Annotated in this window: 13 protein-coding genes; 7 read left to right on the plus strand and 6 right to left on the minus strand. The window is 71.5% G+C overall.

Going from position 1 to position 21,990, the window contains the following annotated elements; genetic code table 11:
* Positions 1-129 precede the first annotated feature (129 nt).
* Together G4D85_RS29625 and G4D85_RS29630 are read left to right on the plus strand one after the other, a co-directional pair.
* Complete coding sequence (locus tag G4D85_RS29625; RefSeq protein WP_164017369.1) at positions 130-1,257, plus strand: serine/threonine-protein kinase; 1,128 nt, start codon at positions 130-132, stop codon at positions 1,255-1,257.
* A complete protein-coding gene (locus G4D85_RS29630; protein ID WP_164017370.1) occupies positions 1,254-2,204 on the plus strand; it encodes an RluA family pseudouridine synthase in 951 nt (316 codons plus the stop codon). Before G4D85_RS29625 ends, G4D85_RS29630 begins: the two co-directional genes overlap by 4 nt.
* A gap of 305 nt (positions 2,205-2,509) precedes the next feature.
* Here the strand turns inward: G4D85_RS29630 and G4D85_RS29635 are convergent, their stop codons facing one another.
* Positions 2,510-2,923, minus strand: coding sequence for a secondary thiamine-phosphate synthase enzyme YjbQ (locus tag G4D85_RS29635; protein ID WP_164017371.1), 414 nt, complete (start codon positions 2,921-2,923; stop codon positions 2,510-2,512).
* A gap of 48 nt (positions 2,924-2,971) precedes the next feature.
* Between G4D85_RS29635 and dinB the strand changes: the two genes are divergently transcribed.
* The gene (dinB, locus tag G4D85_RS29640) at positions 2,972-4,174 is read left to right on the plus strand and encodes a DNA polymerase IV (protein ID WP_164017372.1); all 1,203 of its coding nucleotides are present in this window, start codon (positions 2,972-2,974) and stop codon (positions 4,172-4,174) included.
* A 130-nt stretch (positions 4,175-4,304) separates the two neighbouring features.
* Positions 4,305-7,616, plus strand: coding sequence for a protein kinase domain-containing protein (locus G4D85_RS29645; RefSeq protein WP_164017373.1), 3,312 nt, complete (start codon positions 4,305-4,307; stop codon positions 7,614-7,616).
* Positions 7,617-7,644: 28 nt separating this feature from the next.
* Here the strand turns inward: G4D85_RS29645 and G4D85_RS29650 are convergent, their stop codons facing one another.
* On the minus strand, positions 7,645-8,130 hold the full coding sequence (locus G4D85_RS29650) for a hypothetical protein (protein ID WP_164017374.1): 486 nt from the start codon (positions 8,128-8,130) through the stop codon (positions 7,645-7,647).
* A 96-nt stretch (positions 8,131-8,226) separates the two neighbouring features.
* Positions 8,227-9,831, minus strand: a complete 1,605-nt coding sequence (locus tag G4D85_RS29655; protein WP_164017375.1) for a sigma 54-interacting transcriptional regulator — start codon at positions 9,829-9,831, stop codon at positions 8,227-8,229.
* A gap of 227 nt (positions 9,832-10,058) precedes the next feature.
* On the opposite strand from G4D85_RS29655, the gene G4D85_RS29660 reads away from it, so the two are divergent.
* On the plus strand, positions 10,059-12,779 hold the full coding sequence (locus G4D85_RS29660; RefSeq protein ID WP_205525767.1) for a galactose-binding domain-containing protein: 2,721 nt from the start codon (positions 10,059-10,061) through the stop codon (positions 12,777-12,779).
* 75 nt (positions 12,780-12,854) lie between these two features.
* Here G4D85_RS29660 and G4D85_RS29665 read toward each other — a convergent pair whose 3' ends face one another.
* Both G4D85_RS29665 and pcnB read right to left on the minus strand, forming a co-directional pair.
* Entirely contained in the window at positions 12,855-13,730 is an 876-nt protein-coding gene (locus G4D85_RS29665) for a DMT family transporter (RefSeq protein ID WP_164017377.1), read from the minus strand.
* A gap of 131 nt (positions 13,731-13,861) precedes the next feature.
* Positions 13,862-15,598, minus strand: coding sequence for a polynucleotide adenylyltransferase PcnB (gene pcnB, locus G4D85_RS29670; protein ID WP_164017378.1), 1,737 nt, complete (start codon positions 15,596-15,598; stop codon positions 13,862-13,864).
* Between the two features lie 662 nt (positions 15,599-16,260).
* On the opposite strand from pcnB, the gene G4D85_RS29675 reads away from it, so the two are divergent.
* Both G4D85_RS29675 and G4D85_RS29680 read left to right on the plus strand, forming a co-directional pair.
* Entirely contained in the window at positions 16,261-18,480 is a 2,220-nt protein-coding gene (locus tag G4D85_RS29675) for a TonB-dependent receptor plug domain-containing protein (RefSeq protein WP_205525768.1), read from the plus strand.
* Between the two features lie 46 nt (positions 18,481-18,526).
* Positions 18,527-19,645, plus strand: a complete 1,119-nt coding sequence (locus tag G4D85_RS29680) for a hypothetical protein (protein WP_164017380.1) — start codon at positions 18,527-18,529, stop codon at positions 19,643-19,645.
* Between the two features lie 457 nt (positions 19,646-20,102).
* Here G4D85_RS29680 and ltrA read toward each other — a convergent pair whose 3' ends face one another.
* Complete coding sequence (ltrA, locus tag G4D85_RS29685) at positions 20,103-21,413, minus strand: group II intron reverse transcriptase/maturase (protein ID WP_240359564.1); 1,311 nt, start codon at positions 21,411-21,413, stop codon at positions 20,103-20,105.
* Between the last annotated feature and the right edge of the window lie 577 nt (positions 21,414-21,990).

The raw sequence follows: 21,990 nt of genomic DNA on the forward strand, positions 1-21,990 counted from the left end.
GGAACCGGGTTCTCCCAGGTTTGGCGGAAAAGTGAAACCCACCCGGGGCTCGCTCTGCCCAACTCCAGGCAAACGGGCGTACAACGCGTTTGACCCTGACCCGACGCGCTCCGTAGGATCCCCGCATCCATGCCCCCGAAGGTCATTGGTCCCTACCGCGTCCTGGAGACGCTTGGCAGTGGCGGGGCCGGGACCGTGTACCGGGCCCTGGACCGCCGAACCAACGACGAGGTCGCGCTGAAGCTGCTCTCAGCCGGCCCCGCGCTGGACGCTCGTGCCGCGCGCAGACTCGCCCGCGAGTTCGAGACGCTCGCGGACCTGTCCCACCCCAACGTGGTGAAGGTCTTCGAGTCCGGCGTCCACCAGGGCTGGCCGTACCTGGCCATGGAGCTCATCGAGGGGCTCACCCTCCGTCACTATCTGGACATGAGCGGGGAGGACCTGCTCTCCAGCCCTGGCTACCCGCGCAGCCCCCTGTCCGTGCGCCGCACCGAGGATGACGACTTCGGCACCGGCAGCGAGAGCGCCTCCGAGTCGGAGCACAGCGGCGAGGCCGTCTTCGGCCTGGCCGCCTTCTCCGACGAGGCCCCGAGCGAGGACCTGGCCAGCTATGCAGGCGGCGGCCTGTCCGGAGGGCTCTCGGCCGCGTACGACTCGGACGACTCGCTGGAGACCCTCGCCCCGCCGCCCCCCGCGCCCAGGAAGCCGGAGGTGGAGGACCGCATCCAGGTGGTCCGCGCGGAGGAGCTCAACCGGCCCGAGCGCATGGGGCGGCTGAAGGACGCCATGCTCCAGGTCTGCGAGGCGCTGGCCTACATCCACGGCCACGGGCTGGTCCACCGCGACCTCAAGCCGTCCAACATCATGGTGGACGAGGACCGGCAGGTGCGGCTGATGGACTTCGGCCTGGCCAAGTTCCTCGCGGACGACGTGGCGATTACCGAGGCCGGCAAGCTGGTGGGCACCTACCGGTACATGGCCCCGGAGCAGATTCTGGGCGAGCCGCTGGACGGACGCTCCGACCTGTACAGCCTCGGAGTCATCCTCTATGAGCTGCTCAGCGGGCGGCCCCCCTTCGACGCGAAGACGCCGCACGAGCTCTGGCGTCAGGTGCTGGAGACGGAGCCGCCACCGGTGCTGGCGCTGAACCTTCACGGGGACCCGCAGCTGGCGCGCGTGGCCCACCGCCTCATCCGCAAGGAGCCGGACGACCGGTTCCAGACGGCCGAGGAAGTCTACGAGGCCCTGTCCGAGTGAATCCTCCCAAGCTGCACACCCTCACCGTGGACGCCGACAAGGCGGGCCAGCGGGTGGACCTGTTCATCGGCGAAGCGCTGGGCCTGTCGCGCGCGCGCCTCAAGCGCATCTTCGAAGCCGGCGCGGTGAAGGTGAACGGCCGCACCGCGAAGAAGGGCCTCACGCTGGAGGCCGGCCAGCGCATCGCCGTGGAAGTCGAGGAGGAGTCGCGCGAGGCGGTGCCGGACGCGGACTTCCCGCTGGTGGTACTGCACGAGGACTCGGCGCTGGTGTTCGTGGACAAGCCCGCGGGCCGGCCCTCGCATCCGCTGCAGTCCGGAGAGACGGGCACGGTGGCCAACGCGCTGGTGGCCCGCTACCCCGAGTGCGCGCAGGCCTCGTTGGATCCGCGCGAGGGCGGGCTGTGCCACCGGCTGGACGTGGAGACCTCCGGCGTCGTCGTGGCGGCGCGCACGCGCGAGGCCTGGACCGCGGTGCGCGAGGCCTTCGGCGGACGCACGGTGGACAAGCGCTACGTGGCGTTGGTGACGGGGCCGCTGGCGGACGAGGGCGACATCGATGTGCCGCTGCGCCACCACCCGCGTCACCCGGACCGCGTGGAGCCCGCGCCCCAGGGAGCCGAGGACGCGCGCGACGCGGTGTCCCGCTTCACGGTGCTGGCTCGCACGGGCGACTACAGCCTCGTGGAGGTGCAGATTCTCACCGGCGTGCTGCACCAGGTGCGCGCGCACCTGGCGGGCGTCGGGGCGCCCATCGTCGGGGACGCGCTGTACGGCGGGCGTGAGGCGCCGGGCCTGGGGCGCTTCTTCCTGCACGCGCGCTCGCTGTCGCTGCCCCACCCGGAGACGCAGCAGCAGTTGAGGGTGAACAGCCCCCTGCCGCCGGAGCTGCGCGCGGAGCTGGAGCGCCTGGGCCTGCCGCTGCCCCCGGGCGAGCAGCAGGGCTGAGCCGGCACACCGGCCTCGCGGCGGCACCGGGCTCCCTCCGGGCTGATTCGACACGTCGGCCTCGCGGTGGCCCCGGGCTCCCTCCGGGCTGGTTCGACCTGGCGGCCTCGCGGCGGCACCGGGCTCCGGTGGAATGAACGTTCCTTCCGACAGCGGGGGTCCCGCCCGGGGCCGCGCGGCGGACCCGGGTTCCGGCGGAATGAACGTTCCTTCCGGCAGAGGGTGTCCCGCCCGGGGCCCTGCCCTCCCCGCCCCGCCTTACCTGCCACGTCCTCTTCGCGGACACGCCCCTTCAGGGTGTAGCCCTACGCGCCCATCACCTTCACGATGACGCGCTTTCGGCGCTGTCCGTCGAACTCGGCGTAGAACACCTGCTGCCACGGCCCCAGGTCCAGCTTCCCCGCGGTGACGGGGATGATGACCTGGTGGTGCACGAGCATCGACTTCAGGTGGGCGTCGCCGTTGTCCTCGCCGGTGCGGTGGTGGCGGTAGTCGGGACCGGAGGGCGCGAGCTCCTGGAGCCACTCCCAGATGTCCTCATGGAGGCCGGGCTCGTCGTCGTTGACGAACACGCCCGCGGTGATGTGCATGGCGGAGACGAGCACCATTCCCTCCTGGATACCGCTCTTGCGGAGCAGCGCTGACACCGTGTCGGTGAGGCGCACCAGCTCGCGCCGCGCCTTCGTCTCGAACCACAGGTACTCGGTCAGGGTCTTCATTTCGGCGTCCATGGAGCGTCAGAGGGGACCGTTACAGTGACTCACACGATGCGAGCCATCATCCACGTGGATATGGACGCCTTCTATGCGTCCGTGGAGCAGCGGGACAACCCGACCCTGCGGGGCAAGCCGATCATCGTCGGCGGCCATGCACAGCGGGGCGTCGTCGTCGCCGCCTCCTACGAGGTCCGCCCCTTCGGCGTGCGCAGCGCCATGCCCATGGCCCGTGCCCTCAAGGCCGCGCCACACGCCATCGTGGTGAAGCCGCGCTTCTCCGCGTACGCCGAGGCCAGCGAGCACGTCTTCGCCATCTTCGAGCGCTACACGCCGCTCATCGAGCCGCTGTCCCTGGACGAGGCCTTCCTCGACGTGACGGCCTCGGTGGGTCTGTTCGGCTCGCCCGCGGACATCGCCCGGCGCATCCGCAAGGAGATTGCCGACGAGCTGTCGCTGCCGGCCTCGGCGGGCATCGCCACGGTGAAGTTCGTGGCGAAGATTGCCTCGGACCTGGCCAAGCCCAACGGCCAGCGTGAGGTGCGACCGGAGGAGACGGTGGCCTTCCTCGCGGCGCTGCCGGTGTCGCGCCTGTGGGGCGTGGGGCCGAAGACGGAAGAGGCACTCAAGGTCGCCGGGCTGCGGACGATTGGCGACGTGGCGGCGCGCGAGCCGGACTGGCTGGAGGAGCGACTCGGCTCCAGCGGACGGCACCTGTGGGAATTGTCCCAGGGCATCGACGTGCGCGAGGTGGTGCCGGACCGGGCCGCCAAGAGCGTGGGCGCGGAGGACACCTTCGAGGAGGACCTCACCGGGGTGGACGCGCTGAAGCCCCACGTGCACTCTCAGGCGCTGCGCGTGGGCCGGCGGCTGCGGCGAGCGGGAGTGAAGGGCCGCGTGGTGCAGCTCAAGCTGAAGTTCGCGGACTTCACGCTCATCACCCGGCGCACCACGCTGCGCGAGGCCACGGACGACGGACAGACGCTCTACCGCACGGCGCTGGAGCTGATGGAGCGCTCACATGAGGGCAAGCCCATCCGCCTCACCGGAGTGAGCGTGCAGTTGGACGAGGTGCCTCCGCAGCTGGGCCTCTTCCCGGCGGCGCCGCCGCGCGCCGCGAAGCTGAACGCGGCGCTCGACAAGATTGCCGAGCGCTTTGGCAGCAAGGCGATAACCACGGCGGACATCGCCGGGAGCGAAGCGCCGGCCGACGACGAGCACCGCTCCGAGCGCCCGGTGGACAAGCCGAAGCGCTGAATCCCCCTCCACCGCAGCGCCCTCGGACTGGCCGTGACGTGACAGGAGGACTCGCGCGCTCGTCCGGTCGCCTCGCCCGGCTCGAAGACAGGTAGATTGAGGCCGTGGTGTGTCCACGGGAGTGCGAGCCATGAGCGGGGCCGTCGGGGACGGAGCAGCGGGTGCTCCCACCCTGGAGGGCCTCCCCGCACCCCGGCCTCCTTCTCCTGAGGCTCCTGTCTTCCCCGTGCCCGGCTGGGAGCGCTACCAGGGGGTGCGCTTCCTCGGCCAGGGCGGCATGGGCCAGGTCTTCCTCGCCTATGACCCGCGGCTGCGCCGCCATGCCGCCCTCAAGTTCGTCCGCGATGGAGACCCCGGGCTCACCCGGCGCGTGCTCTCCGAAGCCCGTGCCCAGGCCCGTGTCGAGCACGAGCGCGTCTGCCAGGTGTACGAGGTGGGCGAAGTCCAGGGACACGCCTTCATCGCCATGCAGTACGTGGATGGACTCCCGCTGAACCAGCTCGCGGGCCAGCTCACCGTGGAGCAGATGGCCCTGCTGCTCCGGGATGCCGCAGAGGGAGTCCACGCCGCCCACCGGGCCGGACTCATCCACCGCGACCTCAAGCCCGGCAACATCCTCGTCGAGCGCAGCGAGGATGGCCGCCTCAAGCCCTATGTCATGGACTTCGGGCTGGCCCGCGACTGGAAGGAGCAGGGCCTCACCGCCACCGGCGCCGTGCTCGGCACCCCGCACTACATGGCCCCCGAGCAGGCCCGAGGCGAGGTGTCCCGGCTGGACCGGCGCGCCGACGTCTACAGCCTGGGCGCCACGCTCTACACCCTCCTGACGGGCCAGCCGCCCATTCCGGGTGACAACGGGCTGGAGGTGCTCAGCAACATCTCCACCCTCGAGCCCCGCCCGCCGCGCGCGCTCGACCCGGCCCTGCCGGTGGACCTGGAGGCCATCGTCCTCAAGTGCCTGGAGAAGGAGCGCGATGCCCGCTACGACTCGGCGCGCGCCCTGGCCGAGGACCTGGACCGCTTCCTCGGCGGCGAGCCCGTGCGGGCGCGCCCCACCGGCCCGGGCTACCGGCTGCGCAAGAGGCTCCGCAAGCACCGCATCGTGGTGGGCGTGGCCGCCCTGGCCCTGCTCGCCGTGACGCTCGCCGCCGTCCAGGTCGCCCTCACCCGCCAGGAGGCTCGCCTGCGCGAGCACCTCTCACGCAGGTTCACCGAGCGCGTCGAGCGGCTCGAGGCCCTGGCCCGCTACTCCGGCCTCTCCCAGCTCCACGACACCCGTGCCGACCGCGAGGCCCTGCGCGGACACATGCGCGCGCTGGAGGCCGAGATTCACGAGGCCGGCGCGCGGGCCCTGGGCCCCGGCCACTACGCGCTGGGGCGCGGCGCGCTGGCGCTCGGCGACGAGCCCCTGGCCCGCGAGCACCTGGAGGCCGCCTGGAGCCATGGCTTCCGCGAGCCCCGCGTCGCCTGGTCCCTGGCCCTCGTCATGGGGCACCTGTACCAGGAGCAACTCCTGGAGGCCGAGCGCCTGCGCGCTCCGGAGCAGCGCGAGTCGCGCAAGCAGGACATCCAGCGCCAGTACCGCGCGCCCGCCCTGGAGTGGCTGCGCCAGAGCCACGGCGCCGACGTGCCCTCCCCCGAGTACGTGGCGGCGCTGCTGGCCTTCTACGAAGACCGGCTGGACGAGGCCCTCACCCGGCTCGACGCGATGAAGGACCGCCTCCCCTGGTTCCACGAGGCCCCCCTGCTCCGCGGCGACATCCTCCAGGCCCGCGCCACCCGGCGGTGGAACCAGGGCGACCGCGAGGGCGCGCTGGCCGACTTCGAGGCCGGCCGCCGCGCCTATACCGCCGCCGCCGCCACCGGCGAGAGCGTGCCCGAGGTCCACAGGTCCCTGGCGAGGCTCGAGTACACGGTGATGGTGATGGAGCTCTACAGCCAGGGGGACGTCCTGCCCCCCTTCACCCGAGGACTGGAGGCCGTCGCCCGCGCGCTCCAGGCGGACCCGGACTTCGGACTCGCCCGCGTCCTGGAAGCGCGCTTCCACAACCGGCTGGCGGAGTACCGCCTGAGCCGGGGCGGTGACGTGGAGGAGCCCCTCGAGAAGGCCCTCTCGGCCGCGCGCGCCGCCATGCACCTGACGCCCGAGCCGCCCAGGGCGCGGATGGAGCAGGTCCACAGCCTGTGGCGCCGGGCCCGCTCCCTCCAGGCCCGGGGCCTGGACCCCCATGCGCCGCTCCGCCAGGCCGTGGAGCTGCTGGAGTCCATCCCCGCGACGGACCAGGACTACGAGTTCCACGCCACCTGCGGCCTCGTCTTCAAAATCCAGGCGGACTACGAGGACGAGCAGGGAGAGGACTCGCGCATTGCTCGCGGAGAGGCCATCGCGTCCTACCGCGAGGCCATCCGGCTCGACGAGCGGCTGCCGGACGCGTGGATCAACCTGGGCATCGCCTACCTCACCCGCGCCACGCAGTCGCGCGCCACGGCGCCCCTGGAGGACCTGGAGCAGGCCCGGGCCGCGCTCGACACCTCGCGCAAGCTCAACCCGCGCAACTACGTGCCCTACTTCCTGGGGGGCACGCTGCACCTGGAGCTCGCCCGGCGGCGACGGAGCCAGGGAGAGGAGGCCCGGCCCGACCTGACCACCGCCCTGGAGTTCTTCGACGGTGGCCTCGCCATCAACGCCCGGATTGCGCAGCTCCACAACGGCCGGAGCGCGGTCCTCCTCGAGCAGGCGCGGGAGGCGTGGGACCACGGCGACGCTCCCTTCCCCCTGCTCGAGCAGGCGGTGCGGGCCGCGCGGCTGGCCATCGAGGTCGCCCCCCAGCAGGGCTTTGGCCACCACAACGTCGGCGAGGCCCTCGCCGAGCGCGCCACCTTCCGCGCGCGCTCCGGGGAAGACCCACGCCCCGACCTCCAGGCGGCCGAAGCGGCCTACCAGGAGGCCAGCGCGTTGCTCCCGGGCGGCGCGCACTACCCGGCCAGCCTGGCCCGCGTCCACGCCCGGCGGGCGGCCTTCGAGCTGGAGCATGCGGGGGAGCCGCGCAGGAGCCTCGACCGGGCCGAGGCGGCCCTGCGCCAGGCCTTCGAGCGCGGCGCCCGGGAACCCCTGGCCTGGCTCGCCCAGGGCGAGGTGCAGGGCCTGCGGGCTCGCTGGCTCGCGCGCCAGCGGCGGGCACGCCCCGAGGACTTCGAGGAGGCCGCGCGCGCCTTCGAGAAGGCGCTCGAGCTGGAGCCCCGGCGCCTGGACTACCGCGTCGCCTTCGGCCACTTCTGCCGCGAGTGGGCCGCCTGGCGGAGGACGTCAGGGCTGGAGCCGCGCCCCGCCCTGGAGCGCGGCCTCGCCCTGGCGGACGAGGTGCTGGCCGCGCGCCCCCGCTGGGCGGACGCGCTGCGGCTTCGCGCGAGCCTGCGTGAAGAAGCCGGGCCCTCGCGCTGAACCTCCGGCGCAGCGCGACGCCGACGCTTCAGGGGCCAGGGTCCGTTGCCACCTCCAGCGTCCCGGTCCTGGAGTCCTGGGGCAGCTCGGGACACCCATCGGCGACAGTGATTGTGTAGACGCCTGGCCTCTTGAGGACCAGGTTGTCCTCCCCGTGGACAGGCAACAACAGGCCGCGATCCGGCCCATGTCCCGTCACCTTGACGAGGGTCTTGTCCTTGCAGTGGTTGATGAACCGGACCGTGCCCCCCAGATTGAGACACCGGTCCGGCAGGAAGGCGATTCCCTCCCCGCGGAAGTCGACCACCACCACGTCGTGGTACCTCTCGCACTTGAGAGGCCACGGGTCCGGCGGCAGCGGCTCCTGCGCGGCCTCTGACGGCTCGCCCATCACGAGCCCGGCGAGCGGCAGCCCCAGCATCAGTCCCGGCAACACGAAGCGGGCCAGGGCCTGCCACGCACCGCGCCGCGCCCCTCCGGGCCCACGACTCCGCACCACGTCTCTCTGATTCATCGCGCTGCCTCCCAGGTCAGTCTTAATGATGAATACCGGATATACCGGCAATTCAACCTCCGGGTTGCAAGTGCAATTCCGCCTCCCTTTCGCCCGCTAGGCGAGGCCGAGCTCCTTCACGCGACGCCCCAGCGCCCGCTTCGATACCTGGAGGCGCCGGGTCATCGCGTCGAGGTCCCCCTGGCACTCGTGGAAGCAGCGGGTGATTTCCTCCGGGCTCAGCTCGCTGGCGGTCCGCAGGTTCGGGCTCTTGTCTATCAAGTCGTAGATGGAGGACCGGTGGATGCGGAGCCGGTCGGCGGCGGCCTGGAAGTCCCAGTCGTTCTCCTGGAGGGCGGCCAGCAGCTCCGCCTCGGAAATCTCGGAGGGCTTGCGGCGAGGCACGGCCGGGGCCTCGACCGGAGGCGGGGCGTTGGCGGGGCGTCCCGGGCGAGACGCCTTCGCCAGGGCCAGCTCCTGCTCGAGCTGGGCGTCGAGCCGCAGGCACGGCCGGCCCCGGTTGCCGATGACGAGCTGCCGCACCATGTTGCGCAGCTCGCGGATGTTGCCTGACCACCGGTGGCCCACCAGGCGCGCGGCCAGCGCCGGCGGGAGCCAGGGCTCGGCGAGGGGCTCCTCGGGCTTGAGGCGCCAGGCCTCCCCCAGCGCCTCCAGCTCCGCGCGGGCGAAGTGGTGGAACAGCAGCCCGATGTCCTCCCGCCGCTCCCGCAGCGGCGGCACGCGGATGGAGTAGCCGGCCAGCCGGTGCAGCAGCGGCTCCTTGAAGCGCCCCTCCTGTATCTGCCGCTCCAGGTGCGCATCCGTCGCGGCGACGAGCCGCACGTCGACGGTGACGGGCGTGCGCTCGCCCACGGGGTAGAGCTGCCCCGTCTCCAGCACCCGCAGCAGCATCACCTGCACCTCGGGGGGCGCCTCGCCCACCTCGTCCAGGAACAGCGTCCCCTCATGGGCGGCCTGGAAGAAGCCGGGCTGGTCTCTCACCGCACCGGTGAAGGCGCCCTTGCGCGCGCCGAACAGCTCCGCGGCCGCCAGCTCGCGGGGAATGGCGCCCAGATTGACACTGACGAAGGGCTTGTCCCTGCGCGTGCTGTGCCGGTGGATGGCCTGGGCAATCAGCTCCTTGCCGGAGCCCGTCTCGCCTCGGATGAGCACCGGCACGTCGAGGTCCGCCACCTGGGTGATGTGCTGGCGCACGCGCTGGAGCCCCGCGCTGCTGCCCACCATGCCCAGCCCGTCCTCCGCCTCGCTCGCCGCGGGGTCGGCCAGGTGCAGCACCAGCAGCACGCGCCCGGCCAGCTCCAGCGGCACGCCCGCGGCCACCTCACCGGCCGACAGCTCCCAGGGCTCGCGCAGCACCTCGCCGCCGACGGCCACGCGGCAACCCTCGCTCGGCTCCAGCCGGATGCCGCCCTCCTGCGCGCCCGGCGCGAAGACGAGCGGCTTGCGGCTCAGGAAGGGGTCCGCCAGGTGCAGGCCGAGCGCCCCCCCGGGCCGCAGGAAGTCCGGCTCGTTGCGGGACAGGTGCACCGGGCGGCCCGCGGCCAGAGCCTCCAGCAACAGCCGCTCACCGACGCGGTGCGCCTGCGGGTGCGCGGCGAGGGTCAGCGCGGGGACGAGCCGGGAGCCCTCCGCGGTGAGCGGGCTTCTCGAGACATCGGCCGTGGAGTGGTCCCACGCCGGGGGACGGGGCTGGGAGGACACGTCCCGGAACAAAGCAGACTTCCCACGGCACTTCCACGCGTCGCCCGTCGGATTCCACGCGTGGAAATGGCCCGCGGCCCCGGCCTCAGGGGGCGCCGGTCCCTGGTGCGTCCCGTGTGCCAGGCCGTGGCACGCCGGCTGCTCTGGGGCTGCGCCGCGCGGTCGCGGCACGCCGGCAGCTCGCCGGCCACCAGCGGCCGTACGTCCCCCACACCACAGGTCGTCACATGCCCCTCACTCGAATGTTCAAACTCCCCTGGCTCAAATGGCTCGCGGGAGCCGCGCTGCTCGGCGCGTGCTCCCCGGAGGTGGAGGTCCCCACCTCTGCCGAGCTGCTCGACGACGGCCCCGGTGCCAGCGTGCAGCAGGCCGTGAACACCCCGCCCAACCTCGCGCTCGGCAAGCCGGCGATGCAGTCGAGCATCTCCCCCCACGGCGGCCCGGCGGAGCTCGCGGTGGATGGCTCCACCAACGGCGTCTGGGGCGCCGGCTCGGTCACCCACACCAACGTCGAGGCCCAACCCTGGTGGCAGGTCGACCTCCAGGGCTCGTATGCCATCTCCACCGTGGTCCTCTACAACCGCACCGACTGCTGCTCGGACCGGCTCCAGAACTTCAAGGTGCGCGTCTCCGAGGACGGGATGAGCTGGCAGGACTCCCCCTTCACGGGCATCGCACCGGCGCAGACCACCTTCACCATCAACCGCCCGGCCCGGTATGTCCGCGTGCAGCTCGACGGCACCAATGCCCTGAGCCTCGCCGAGGTCCAGGTCTTCCAGGCCCCCAACCTCGCGCTCGGCAAGCCGGCGACGCAATCGAGCAACTACCCCCTCGGCGGCGGCGGGGCGGCGCTCGCGGTGGACGGCTCCACCAACGGCGCCTACCACTCCGGCTCGGTCACCCACACCAACACCGAGGCCCAGCCCTGGTGGCAGGTCGACCTCCAGGGCTCGCACCCCATCTCATCCGTGGTCCTCTACAACCGCACGGACTGCTGCTGGGACCGGCTCCAGAGCTTCAAGGTACGCGTCTCCGACGACGGGACGAACTGGCAGGACTACCCCATGATGGGCATCGCGCCGACGAAGTCCACCTTCGCCATCAACCGCTCGGCCCGGTACGTCCGCGTGCAGCTCGACGGCACCAATGCCCTGAGCCTCGCCGAGGTCCAGGTCTTCGCCACCCAGCAACCCGGGACGAGCGTGCGCGCCGGTAACGTCCTGTATGGCCACTGGAGCAGCTCCGGCGGGCGGCTCCCGTCCACCTCGGCCAACCGGCAGCTCCTCGTGGACGTCACCGGCATGAGCGAGGAGGTGACCTTCAAGCTCACCTCGACCGCCAATGCCTATCTCTACCTGCTGGACGCGAACGGCGCCGTGCTCGCGGAGGATGACAACAGCGAAGGCGGCACCCACGCGCGAATCACCCGTACGCTGGCAGCGGGGACCTACAAGCTGGTCGCGGCGACCGCCACCGCCGGCCAGCGTGCCGAGTTCACGGTCAGCGCGGAGGGGGCGCTGCTGCGCTTCCCGCTGCGCCTCCGGGTCCAGGCGGCGACCCGGTTCAACTGGATCTACGACGACTACGGCACGGAGTCCGACGGCGACGTGGCCATCTACCGCGCGGACCTCAGCCAGTATCCGGGCTACTACTCACTCGGAGATGTGGCCGTGCCCACGCATGACGACGCGCCCCGGATGAGCTTCGTGGTCTCCGGCGAGGGGGACGTGCTCGCGCGTCCGACCGACTATCAGTGGATCTGGAGCGACTGGGGCTCGGGGGGCTCCCATGACGTCTCCTTCTGGGACCCGGTGCCTGCCCCGGGCTACATCTGCATCGGCACCGTCACCACGCTGGGCTACGACAAGCCCTCCACCGACCTCATCCGGTGCGTGAAGGGCGAGTACGTGCTCCCGGGCACCCCCAACTATGTGTGGGACGACGCGGGCTCTGGCGCGGACTTCGACGTGAACCTGTCGCAGTCGGATCCCCGAGACTACCGGGGGCTGAGCCTGTCCACCTTCAAGGGCCAGAACCACTACGGCGCTGCCGACCCCAACCGCTTCTGGGTCCTCAACAAGAGCGCCACCGCCAATCCGGAGCTGAGGGGGCTGCCCACCGATGGGCAGACGGCGCTCCAGTTCGCGCCCCGCATCTGGCTGCACAGCGGGGAGTACTACCTGCCCTCCTCGGTCGAGCACTTCCTGGCCAACGTGCACCCGGACAACGGCTACCTGGTGACCAACCAGGCCCTGGGCTGTGACTCCTGCACGGACCCGGCGTTCCTCGATGGCCGCCGGCCGGACCAGGTCCACGTGCCGCTCTACGTGGAGGTCGTCCAGCGCACGTCCAACGGCCAGCCCACGCACATCACCGACATCATCTATTGGGCCTTCTACCCGTACAACAATGGCAAGCGGGTGTGCATCGGCCTGTACACGGAGTGGGGCGGATGCCTGGGCGCCTACTCCACGTTTGGCAACCACGTGGGCGACTGGGAGCACATGACCCTGCGGTTCATCGATGGCCGACCGCATCAGGTGTACATGAGCCAGCACTCGGGAGGGCAGACCGAGCTGTTCGGGTCCAAGTGGATGGCCATCCTGGGCTGGCACCCGGAGCTCTACGCGGCGCTGGGCTCGCATGGCTTCTACCAGGAGCCGGCCCGGCACGTTTACGAGCACCTCGACAACGGGGACTTCCTCGCCGACGACACGGACCGCGGCATCCCCTGGGATGGGTGGGTGCGGCCGGTGGTCTTCCCCTGGCAGCCGATGGGCACGTACAGCGGAAGCCTGGAGTGGCTCAACATCACGCAGAAGTGGGGCAACCCCGCGGCGGGCTGTTCCCTCAGCGAGCCCATCAGCGGCGAGTGCGTGCGCAACGGCGGACCGGACGCGCCCATGATGAGGGGCTTCTCCCAGCCCCCGGCCCTGACGCTGGAGTAGGAAAAGGCGGAGTCGAAGGCCGGCAGTGACTGACGCCCGCACGCCTGTTGAATGAGGCGTGCGGGCGCCCGCGCCTCAGTCCGCCGCGGGCACCATGTCCGGCGGGGCGGGCTGGCGCAGGGCCTCTTCGCGGGCCATCAGCACCACGCCCACCAGGGCCATGCCCCCGCCGACGAGCTGCACCCAGTCGGGCTTCTCGCCCAGCAGTGGCACCGCCCACAGCGTGGCCAGCACCGGCTCACCCAGGGTGGACACCGCGACGAAGGGCGTGGACAGGTGGCGCAGGGAGGCATTGAGCAGCGAGTGGCCGATGAGCTGCGGCACCAGCGCCAGCCCCGCGAGCACGGCCCAGGTGCGCGGCGTGAAGCCCGTGAGCGGCGTGTCCACGAAGAGGTGCGACCCCATCAGCGCCACCGCCGCCACCGAGTACACCACGCCCACGTACGTCCCCAGCGACAGCGCCTCGCGCACGCGCCGGCCGATGACGAAGTACACCGCCGCGAGGATGGCCCCCAGCACCGCGAGCACATCCCCCCAGAGCGCCTGTCCTCCGAGGGCGAAGTCCCGCGCGCCGATGAGCACGCTGCCCGCCAGGCACAGGCCAATCGCGGCCAGTCCGCGCGGGCCCACGCGCTCGGACAGCACCAGCCAGGCGAAGAGCGCCACCCACACCGGCTGCGTGGTGACGAGCGCCACCGAGCTGGCCACCGTCGTGTACTGGAGCGACGCAATCCACGTGGCGAAGTGCAGCGCCAGGGCCAGCCCGGACAGCACCAGCCAGCCCCACGTGCGCGCCGTCAGCGAGGCCAGCTCGGAGCGGCCCCGCAGCAGCGCCAGCGCCAGCAGCGGCGTGGCTGCGAAGGTGAGGCGCCAGGCGGAGATGGCCAGCGACGGCGCCTCGGCGAAGCGGATGAGCGGGGCGGCCCAGGACACGGCCACCACACCCAGCATCAGTCCACCGTAGACCCGGGCCCGAGAGGGAGGCGACGACAGGCCCGGAGTCGGGCTCGGAGTCAGCCTCGCCGTGGGGCCCGGCGAAGAGCCCGGCAATGAGTTGGGAGGCGGGCTCGGAGGCGCTGGGCTCACGCCTCGCCGGCGTCGGAGCCGGACGCGGGCGAGCCCGGAGACGACGAGCCCTCACCGGAGGACCCGCCCCCGGCAGGACGACGGCGGCGACGGCGGCGGCGGCGCTTGCGCTGGCCTCCACCCTCGGAGCCCTCATCGGAGGCATCCGCGCGCGGCGGCGGCACCTCGCCGGCCTTCCACGCCTCCAGCTGCTCACGGCCCTCGCCCGTGGCCTCCACCGTCATCTCGAAGACGGCGAGCGCCTCGTTGAAGAGGGGGTGACGCTTGAAGGCGGCGCTGCGACGGCGGCGCTCGCCGGACAGCGTGCGCTGGGCCAGCAGCAGCATGCGGCAGCGCTCGGCGATGCGGCGGGGCAGGCGCGCCGACTGCACGAAGCCGGCGAGCAGGTCCTCCACCACCTGCGACACGGACGGACGGCCACCCTCCTGCGACGCAGACGGGGCCTCTTCCTGCGCGGGCGAGCGGCTGATGGGCATCAGCAGCATGGCCAGGAGGATGGCGTCGTCCAGCGGCTCACCCGAGGCCACCCGCCGGTCCAGCGCCTGGGTGAAGGCGTAGAAGGTCTTCTCGCCCTCCTTGCCGTACTGCTTGAGGTACGCGCTCACCGGCGGCAGCAGGATCTTCAGCGCGTCGAGCGCGTCCAGCAGCTTGAGCGCCGGAGCGGCCACGCCACCCCGGATGAGCCGGAAGGTCTCCTCCAGCAAACGCGCGGGCGCGCAGCGGGGCAGGTCCTCCACCGCGCCTTCCATGGCCGCGTAGGTGCGCGACTCGATGTCCAGGTCCAGCTTCGCGGCGAAGCGCACGGCGCGAAGGATTCGCACCGGGTCCTCGCGCAGGCGGATTTCCGGGTCGCCAATCGTGCGGATGAAGCGCTCGTCCAGGTCTCTCCGGCCACGGACGTAGTCGATGACCCGTCCCTCGGCCACGTCGTAGAAGAGGCCGTTGATGGTGAAGTCACGCCGACGCGCGTCCTGCTGCGCGGTGCCGAAGACGTTGTCGTGGGTGATGAGCAGGTCTTCGCTCGACACCTCACCGTCCTCGTCGGCGCTGGGGGCGGGCTCCAGCTCCGTCGGGTTGGCGCGGAAGGTGGAGACCTCGATGATCTTCCCACCCTTGAAGTAGACGTGCGCCAGCCGGAAGCGCCTGCCGATGAGCCGGCAGTTGCGGAAGATGCCGCGCACCTCGTTGGGGGTGGCGCTGGTGGCGATGTCGAAGTCCTTCGGCTTGCGGCCCAGCAGCAGGTCGCGCACGCAGCCGCCCACCATGTACGCCTGGTGGCCGTGCTGATGCAGGCGAAGCACCACCTTGAGAGCGTCCGGGTCCAGTTCGTCCGGGTCGATTTCCGCCGGCTCGCCGGTGGGGCGGACATGGGGCGCGTGCAGCTCGCGCTCGTAGGGGGTGGGCTCGGGCTCGGGCTCGAGCACGATGGGCACCTGCTCCACCTCGGGCTCGCGGCCCTCGGCGGCGTCGGCGGCCTCGGCGGCGGCGAGCACGGCCTCGGCGCTCAGCCCCGACTCGTCGAAGCCGCCCTCCAGGGCGTCCTCGTCGTCAGCCTCGTCGTCGTCGGCCTCGTCCTCCACGCTGGCGGCCAGCGCAGGCGGCCGGGGCTCCTCGGCGCGGGTGTCAGGGGTGGGGCTGGGGGTTTCGGTTTCGGAAGGGGCCGTCTTTACGGCCAGGGGCTCGGACGCGCTGGCCTTTTCGGGGGGCGCAAACAGCTCCAGGTTGGAACTCATGGGGACCTCTTGTTCGCCGCGCTCGGAAGTCGCTGCCGCCTCGGAAGAGGCAACCTCGCGCGCGTCATTCTCGGGCGCAGGTGGCAGCGGACCGCCGGCAGGCGGCGTCTCAGTCGAATCTCGCGTCATCAGCCAGTGACGCCCCTCAAGGGGCGCTCTAGGGGCAGCCGTCTATACCGCATCCACCCGGCAGGGGAGTAGCGAGAGAAGACATTGTTGAACGGGGCCATCGGGCCGGCGGGGGCCACCACGGCCGCCCTGTTCCGTCCCTGTGGGTAGGGCCCCCGCGCACGTACCCGTGGACGCGCGGACCGGCACTCTCTTCGCGGTAGGGCTCTAAGAGAGGCTGGGAAGTGCATCCTGCTCCGGGTGCGGCGAGGGTGTCACACACGTGGCTCTCGTGGACGGCAGCGCGTGGGACGACCGCGCTCCCGAAGCACTCTGTCCCGTAACAACACGCCATGCACGGGAATCGTTCTGGAAGCAGCCCGGGTGTCGGGCACCGGTCGGCTCGGGGAGGGGCCGGGCGTGTCCCCCCGGCGTCCTGCCGGCTGGCAGGAGGGCAGGCAGCCAGCCTCCCGCGGCGTCCGGGTCGGCCCTACCCCCCATTCCTGGCCGCACGGGCGCGGAGCCCCGGTATGGTGGCGGCGGCACTGGCTCCGATGCGTCTTTCCCGTCTCCCACCGCCCCCACGCACCGCCCCTGTGGCCTCCGGGCTGGCACTGCTGGGGCTCCTGTGCGGCGCGGCGGCCCGGGCCCAGGAGTCGGCTCCGGCGGACGCGCCCGTCCAGCCCCCTCCGGAGACAGTGGTCTCCGCGCCCGCCTCGAAGGAGGACGCCCCCCAGGGCCGGGCCACCAGCACCGTCACCCGCGCGGACCTGGAGCGCCGGCTGCCCCGCTCCGCGCCGGACGCGCTGCGCTGGGAGCCGGGCGTCTTCGTGCAGCAGACGGCGCACGCGCAGGGGTCGGCCTTCGTGCGGGGCCTCACCGGGCAGCAGACGCTGGCCCTGTTCGACGGCATCCGCCTCAACACCAGCACCTGGCGCCAGGGCCCCAACCAGTACTTCTTCACGCTCGACTCGCGCACGCTGGACTCGGTGGAGGTGCTGCGCGGCGGGGCCTCCACGCCCTACGGCTCGGACGCGCTGGGCGGCGTGCTGCTGGCCCACCCGCTGGAGCCCCCTACCCGGCCCACGCCCTTCCGCCCCACCTTCTTCCTGCGCGGCGCCACCTCGGACCGCGAGCGTGGCGGGCGCGTGCAGGTGCAGGGCGCCACGGAGCGGCTCGGCTTCCTCGGCGGCGTGGGCGGCCGGCGCGTGGGGCTGCTGGAGAGCGGCGGCCCCGTCTACAACCTCACCGACGGGAAGCTCCCGGAGGTGCCCCGCTTCGACGAGGACGGCCGCACCCAGCTGGGCACGGGCTTCGACGAGCTGACCGCGGACGGGCGCCTCGTGTGGCGGGCCAGCGCCACCGACTCGGTGACGGCGGCGGCGTACCTCTATCGCCAGTACGACGCCTCGCGCACGGACCAGTGCGCGCCGCCCTTCTCTCGCTTCGACGAGTGCCTCCAGTATGACCAGCAGTTCCGCACGCTGGCGTACGCGGCCTGGTCCCGCGCCGAGCCCGGGGGCCTCACCGCCCGCGCCACCCTGTCCTGGCAGCAGCAGCACGAGCGGCGCACCTTCGACCGGCCCGCCTTCAACGTGGTGGACCGGGGCACGGACACCGTGGACACGTTGGGCACCACGGTGCACGTGTCCCCCGCACCGTACACGGTGGCGTCGCGACCGCTGCGCCTCACCTTCGGGGCGGACGGGGCGTGGGACTTCGTGCGCTCGGACGCGCGTACCACCTTCACAGCGCTCGCGGTGGAGCTGGAGCGCAGCCGGGGGCAGTACCTCCAGGGCTCGCGCTACTTCACGGGGGGCGCCTTCGTGGACGGCGAATGGGCGTTGCACCCCGCGCTCACCGCGCGCGCCGGCACCCGGCTGGGCCTCGTGTCCGCCCGCGCCCCGGAAGACCTCGAGTCCGGCACCCTGGCGGTGCAGGACACCTGGGTGCCCTGGGTGGGCCACGTGGGCGCCGAGTGGCGGGCCACGCAGCTCCTGACGCTGCTGGCGCACGTGGACCGCTCCTTCCGCGCGCCCAACCTGGACGACCTCACGTCGCGCCAGCAGACGGGCCCGGGCTTCCAGTTCGAGAACGCGGCGCTGTCTCCCGAGAAGGCCACCACGGTGGACGTGGGCGCGCGCGTGCGCACCGGGGTCCTCATGCTGGAGGGCTGGGGCTTTGTGACCCAGCTGGACGACGCCATCGGCCGGCGGCCCCGCGACGTCACGGACTGCCCGCCGGCCACACCGCAGTGCAATGCCTCCTGGTCGCGCTTCCAACTCGTCAACGCGCGCGAGCGGAGCATGCTGTACGGCCTGGAGGGCAGCGCGCGCGTGCGGCTGCCCGCGGCCTTCACCGCGCAGGCGGGCCTCGCGTGGGCCTGGGGCGAAGGCCCCAACCTCGCGGACCCGCCGAGCAACCCCGACGTGCCGTACGCGTCACGCGTGCCGCTGTCTCGGGTGCCTCCGCTCAACGGCACCGTGGAGCTGCTCTGGGCCCACCCCTCCGGCCTCTCCGCGAGCACCGGGCTGCGCTGGGCGCGGGCCCAGGAGCGGCTGGCGGTGGCGGATCGCTCCGACGCGAGAATTCCGCTGGGAGGCACTCCCGGCTACGCGGTGCTCGAAACGAGAGCAGCCTGGCGACTGGGCACGCGGTGGGTGGTGGCCGCCGTATTGGAGAACGTGACGGACGCGGCGTACCGTTCTCACGGCTCGAGCGTCAACGGCCCGGGCCGGGGACTCGTGGTCTCCCTGGAGGCCACCCCCTTCTGATGAGCGCCCCCGAGCGCCTGCTCCTTCCCCCGCTAGGAGAAGCCCCATGAAACGCATCCTCCTCCCTCTGGCCGTGGTCGCCCTGCTTTCCACCGCGTGCGACAACGACGACCCGAAGCCCACGGACAACCCCGACGCGGGCGCCACCGACGTCGACTGTGAGAATCCGCCCGTCTACACGGAGAACGTCTCGGCGTGTCAGCCGGCGGCCACGGACTACCGGCCCCGCGACGCGGCGGCCAACAACAGCGCGACGGACGCGTGGCCCGCCTGCATCACCGACGAGAACGTCTACGCCCCCATCGACCCCAACATCTCCACGGTGGCCCGCGTGGCCGCGTTCGACGAAATCGCCGTGAAGCTGTGGAAGGGCGGCAAGGTCCCCACGTCGCAGGAGTTCGTGGAGGCGCTGGACCTCTTCACCCAGCCCGAGGGACTGGCGTCGCGCGTGCAGCGCCGCGAGGACGTCCACTACCCGGCCGCTCCGAATGGAGGCCGCTGCCGGGACCAGGGCGTGCCCGAGACGGCGCCGGACCGGTGCGTGGGCCCGGCGAAGCTGCTGCCCGTCCTCAATGACGCCTTCACCCGAGGCGGCCAGGGCGAGACGCCTCGCGTGCAGGCCGCGCGCATCGAAGCGGCGCTGCTCTGGTTCCTCTACGTCTCGCCGCTGTCCGAGGTGACGAGCTGCGGCAGCGCCCCGAAGGACTGCGACAGCGCCTGGGCCTACTACACGGGCGGCACGCCGCGCCTGGAGCCCAAGGGACTCGCGGCCTACGTGAATGCGCTGGGGCCCGAGACGCACCAGCGCGCCTATGACGCCTCGCTCGCGGTGCGCTGCTGGCGCAACCTGGACAACGAGACGGGCGCGGCGGCGAACACGGAGCTCCAGCAGCGCGCCCTGCGTCAGTACGACGTGGCGCTGCTGCGCGGCACGGCGCTCATCCTCCGCCAGCGGCTGACGGAGCTGACGTGTGGCAACGAGGAGGGCACGCAGGCGCGCATGGCCTTCATCAACACCCTTGGCCCCTTCTTCGACCGCGCGGCGCGCGCCACCAACGCGGCCCAGGCCGACGTGCTGAAGGCCGAGGTGTCGAAGACGGACGCGGAAGCGGTGGACGTGGACGCCGCCGTCGCCGCCCTCGACGCGCTGTTCCGCTGCCCGTAGTCACGGCTTCACCCGTGGGGCCCGGTGCATGAAATTGAAGCACTGGGCCTCACGCTCCGGCTCGATGCCTCCGCAGTTGCGACCTCGACGCGGTTCCTTGCATGCTGAGGTGTCGCTCGACGGCAAGGGATTCAGCATGCTCAAGCCGCCCAGCAACTGAGGCCGCGTGGCGGACTCTCGGTGTTCAGGCCGATTATTCGCTTCTTTAACTAGGCTTGGCGTGCATCCGTGAACGAATCAGCTCCCTGCCTGCTCTCGCCCCCATGAGGTGGTCAGCTCGGCCGGTCAGCCGAGGCGGTCGGGTCGGGGGCCGGCGCGGTGGTGTGCAGGCTGCTCTTGGCCGTTTCCGCCGTTTCCGGCTTCGTGCCCGTGTAGAGCGCGCCATCACTCCGTCTCCGGTCCCCGCCACATCGAACCGGACAGGCGGGTTTCCCGCATCCGGCTCACCGCGAAGGCGTCATCTCACCGGGGTTATGGTCCCGCTCGGTGGGAGGCCAGCTTTCAGGGCGGCGTAGTACCTCACCCGGTAGTCATTGAAGAGACCCCAGCGTCCGTACACGACATCCTTACTCCACCGCTTCCAACCGAATCCCCCTCGCTTCGCTCTCTTCGCCGCAAACCGCCTCACCTTGAGCTCGACGTGGTGCTTTACCCTGTCGAGCGCTTGGTACGAGTTGCCCCACCGAAAATAGTTCACCCAGCCGCGAACGAGGGCATTCACCTCTGCCACGGCTGACTGCACCGCGAGTGCTCGGCTGTCCCGCAGGACGTGGCGCACGCGGCGCAGGACTTCGGTGACCTTCTTTCGTCGAGGGCTCGTGTTCGGGTACCACGTCCCGGTCTTCGGGCTCCGCTTCCACCGGAAGTCGAAACCCAGGAACGCGAAGGAGGCGCTGCGGTCGGTGATTGTCACCGTCCGCGTCTTCTCCTCGTTGAGCGACACGCCGAGTGCCTCCGCCTCCCGGCGGATGCGCTCCAGCGCCCGTGCTGCCCACCTCCGTCCCTTTTCGGAGTTGGGGGTGAGCACCACCATGTCGTCCAAGTACCGCGCGTAGGTGAGGAAGCCTCGTCCTCGGTCCAAGGCATGGTCAAGGTCGTTCAGCGCGATGTTGGCCAGCAGCGGAGACAGAGGGGAGCCCTGCGGGATTCCCCTGTCCCCCGTGCTTTGGAGGAACTGCTTCACGAGCGCCAGCACCTCGCCGTCCTGGACTCTTCGTGCCACCCTCTCCAGCAGCGGCACGTGCCGGATGCTGTCGAAGTAGGCTTTCAAGTCCACGTCGACGACGTGGTGTCTGCGCCGCCGCAGTCCCTGCCGCACAGTGTCGATGGCCTCATGCGCCGACCGCCCCGGCCGCGCCCCGAAGGAGCTGCCCGAGAAGTCGGCCTCGAAGATTGGCTCCAGTACCAGCCGAAGGGCACCTTGGACGACGCGGTCTCGAATCGATGGAATCGAGATGACGCGCACCTTGCCGCCCTCCTTTGGAATCTCTCTTCGTCGGTACGGTCTGGGGCTGTACGTGCCAGTACGAAGCTCCTCGGCGACTGCACCGAGGAACCCTGCCCGTCCCTCCTCCTCGATGTGCTTGAAGGTAATGCCGTCTTGCCCAGGGGCCCCGCCGTTTCGCCGGGCCTCCAAGTAGGCGGCTTCGAGCACTTCGGGTTTGAGGATGTGGACGTACAGTCCCCAGAAGCGATGCGTTGGGGCGGATTTCGCCCGATGGCCTATCCTCGCGTGGAGTTCCTGCGGACTGATGGTGGGCTTTGTCATCCCGCTCCCGCCTCGTTCCTACTGCTCGGAATGCCTTCGGTAGGGGCCCTTCGCTCCACGGGAGTTACCCCGCTTCTCCGCTACTACGACCCCGTCCGCCGGGCTCTCGCCTTCACCGGGCTTCGCCTCGTCGGCTCGCCACGGCTACCTTGCTTCCGCGGGTTTTCTCCGCGGGGCGAGGAGCCCTTCCCTGTTTCCACTCATGTCCTTGTGCACGTGCCGTCGCCCTCTACCCCGCCGGGTGGAGCATCCCCTTGGTCGTTCTGCAGGGACGTCCTGCTGCCTTCGCCGTAGTTGTGACGGCTCAGCACCCGGAGGTATCAATTGACGGGGCCTCGACTGGGCGTTCACGCATCGTTACGGCCCGCGCACTCGCTCACCCCGCTGAAACGGGGCTTTGTCGGTGGGCTTCACCGGAGGGGTCTCCCCTGTCGGCGCCACCCCAGCTATCACTACTGCATCAGGGGCCCGCGGGGTGCACGGGGAGACCGGGCAGGCTGCGTGAGGCGCGTCGGTGGTTGGAGCGGTGGCAGGTGGGACAGCGAGGCAGCCAGGTGGCAATCACGCGCGCCATGGC

Origin of the sequence: Pyxidicoccus trucidator, assembly GCF_010894435.1 — a bacterium.
In the GTDB taxonomy this organism is placed as follows: domain Bacteria; phylum Myxococcota; class Myxococcia; order Myxococcales; family Myxococcaceae; genus Myxococcus; species Myxococcus trucidator.

Bases quoted from the DNA above. Each gene is read 5' to 3' on its own strand.
- pcnB (WP_164017378.1), bottom strand. From the start codon at position 15,598: ATGAGTTCCAACCTGGAGCTGTTTGCGCCCCCCGAAAAGGCCAGCGCG.
- G4D85_RS29625 (WP_164017369.1), top strand. From the start codon at position 130: ATGCCCCCGAAGGTCATTGGTCCCTACCGCGTCCTGGAGACGCTTGGC.
- G4D85_RS29660 (WP_205525767.1), top strand. From the start codon at position 10,059: ATGCCCCTCACTCGAATGTTCAAACTCCCCTGGCTCAAATGGCTCGCG.
- ltrA (WP_240359564.1), bottom strand. From the start codon at position 21,413: ATGACAAAGCCCACCATCAGTCCGCAGGAACTCCACGCGAGGATAGGC.
- G4D85_RS29635 (WP_164017371.1), bottom strand. From the start codon at position 2,923: ATGAAGACCCTGACCGAGTACCTGTGGTTCGAGACGAAGGCGCGGCGC.
- dinB (WP_164017372.1), top strand. From the start codon at position 2,972: ATGCGAGCCATCATCCACGTGGATATGGACGCCTTCTATGCGTCCGTG.
- G4D85_RS29680 (WP_164017380.1), top strand. From the start codon at position 18,527: ATGAAACGCATCCTCCTCCCTCTGGCCGTGGTCGCCCTGCTTTCCACC.
- G4D85_RS29665 (WP_164017377.1), bottom strand. From the start codon at position 13,730: ATGCTGGGTGTGGTGGCCGTGTCCTGGGCCGCCCCGCTCATCCGCTTC.
- G4D85_RS29675 (WP_205525768.1), top strand. From the start codon at position 16,261: ATGCGTCTTTCCCGTCTCCCACCGCCCCCACGCACCGCCCCTGTGGCC.
- G4D85_RS29650 (WP_164017374.1), bottom strand. From the start codon at position 8,130: ATGAATCAGAGAGACGTGGTGCGGAGTCGTGGGCCCGGAGGGGCGCGG.
- G4D85_RS29645 (WP_164017373.1), top strand. From the start codon at position 4,305: ATGAGCGGGGCCGTCGGGGACGGAGCAGCGGGTGCTCCCACCCTGGAG.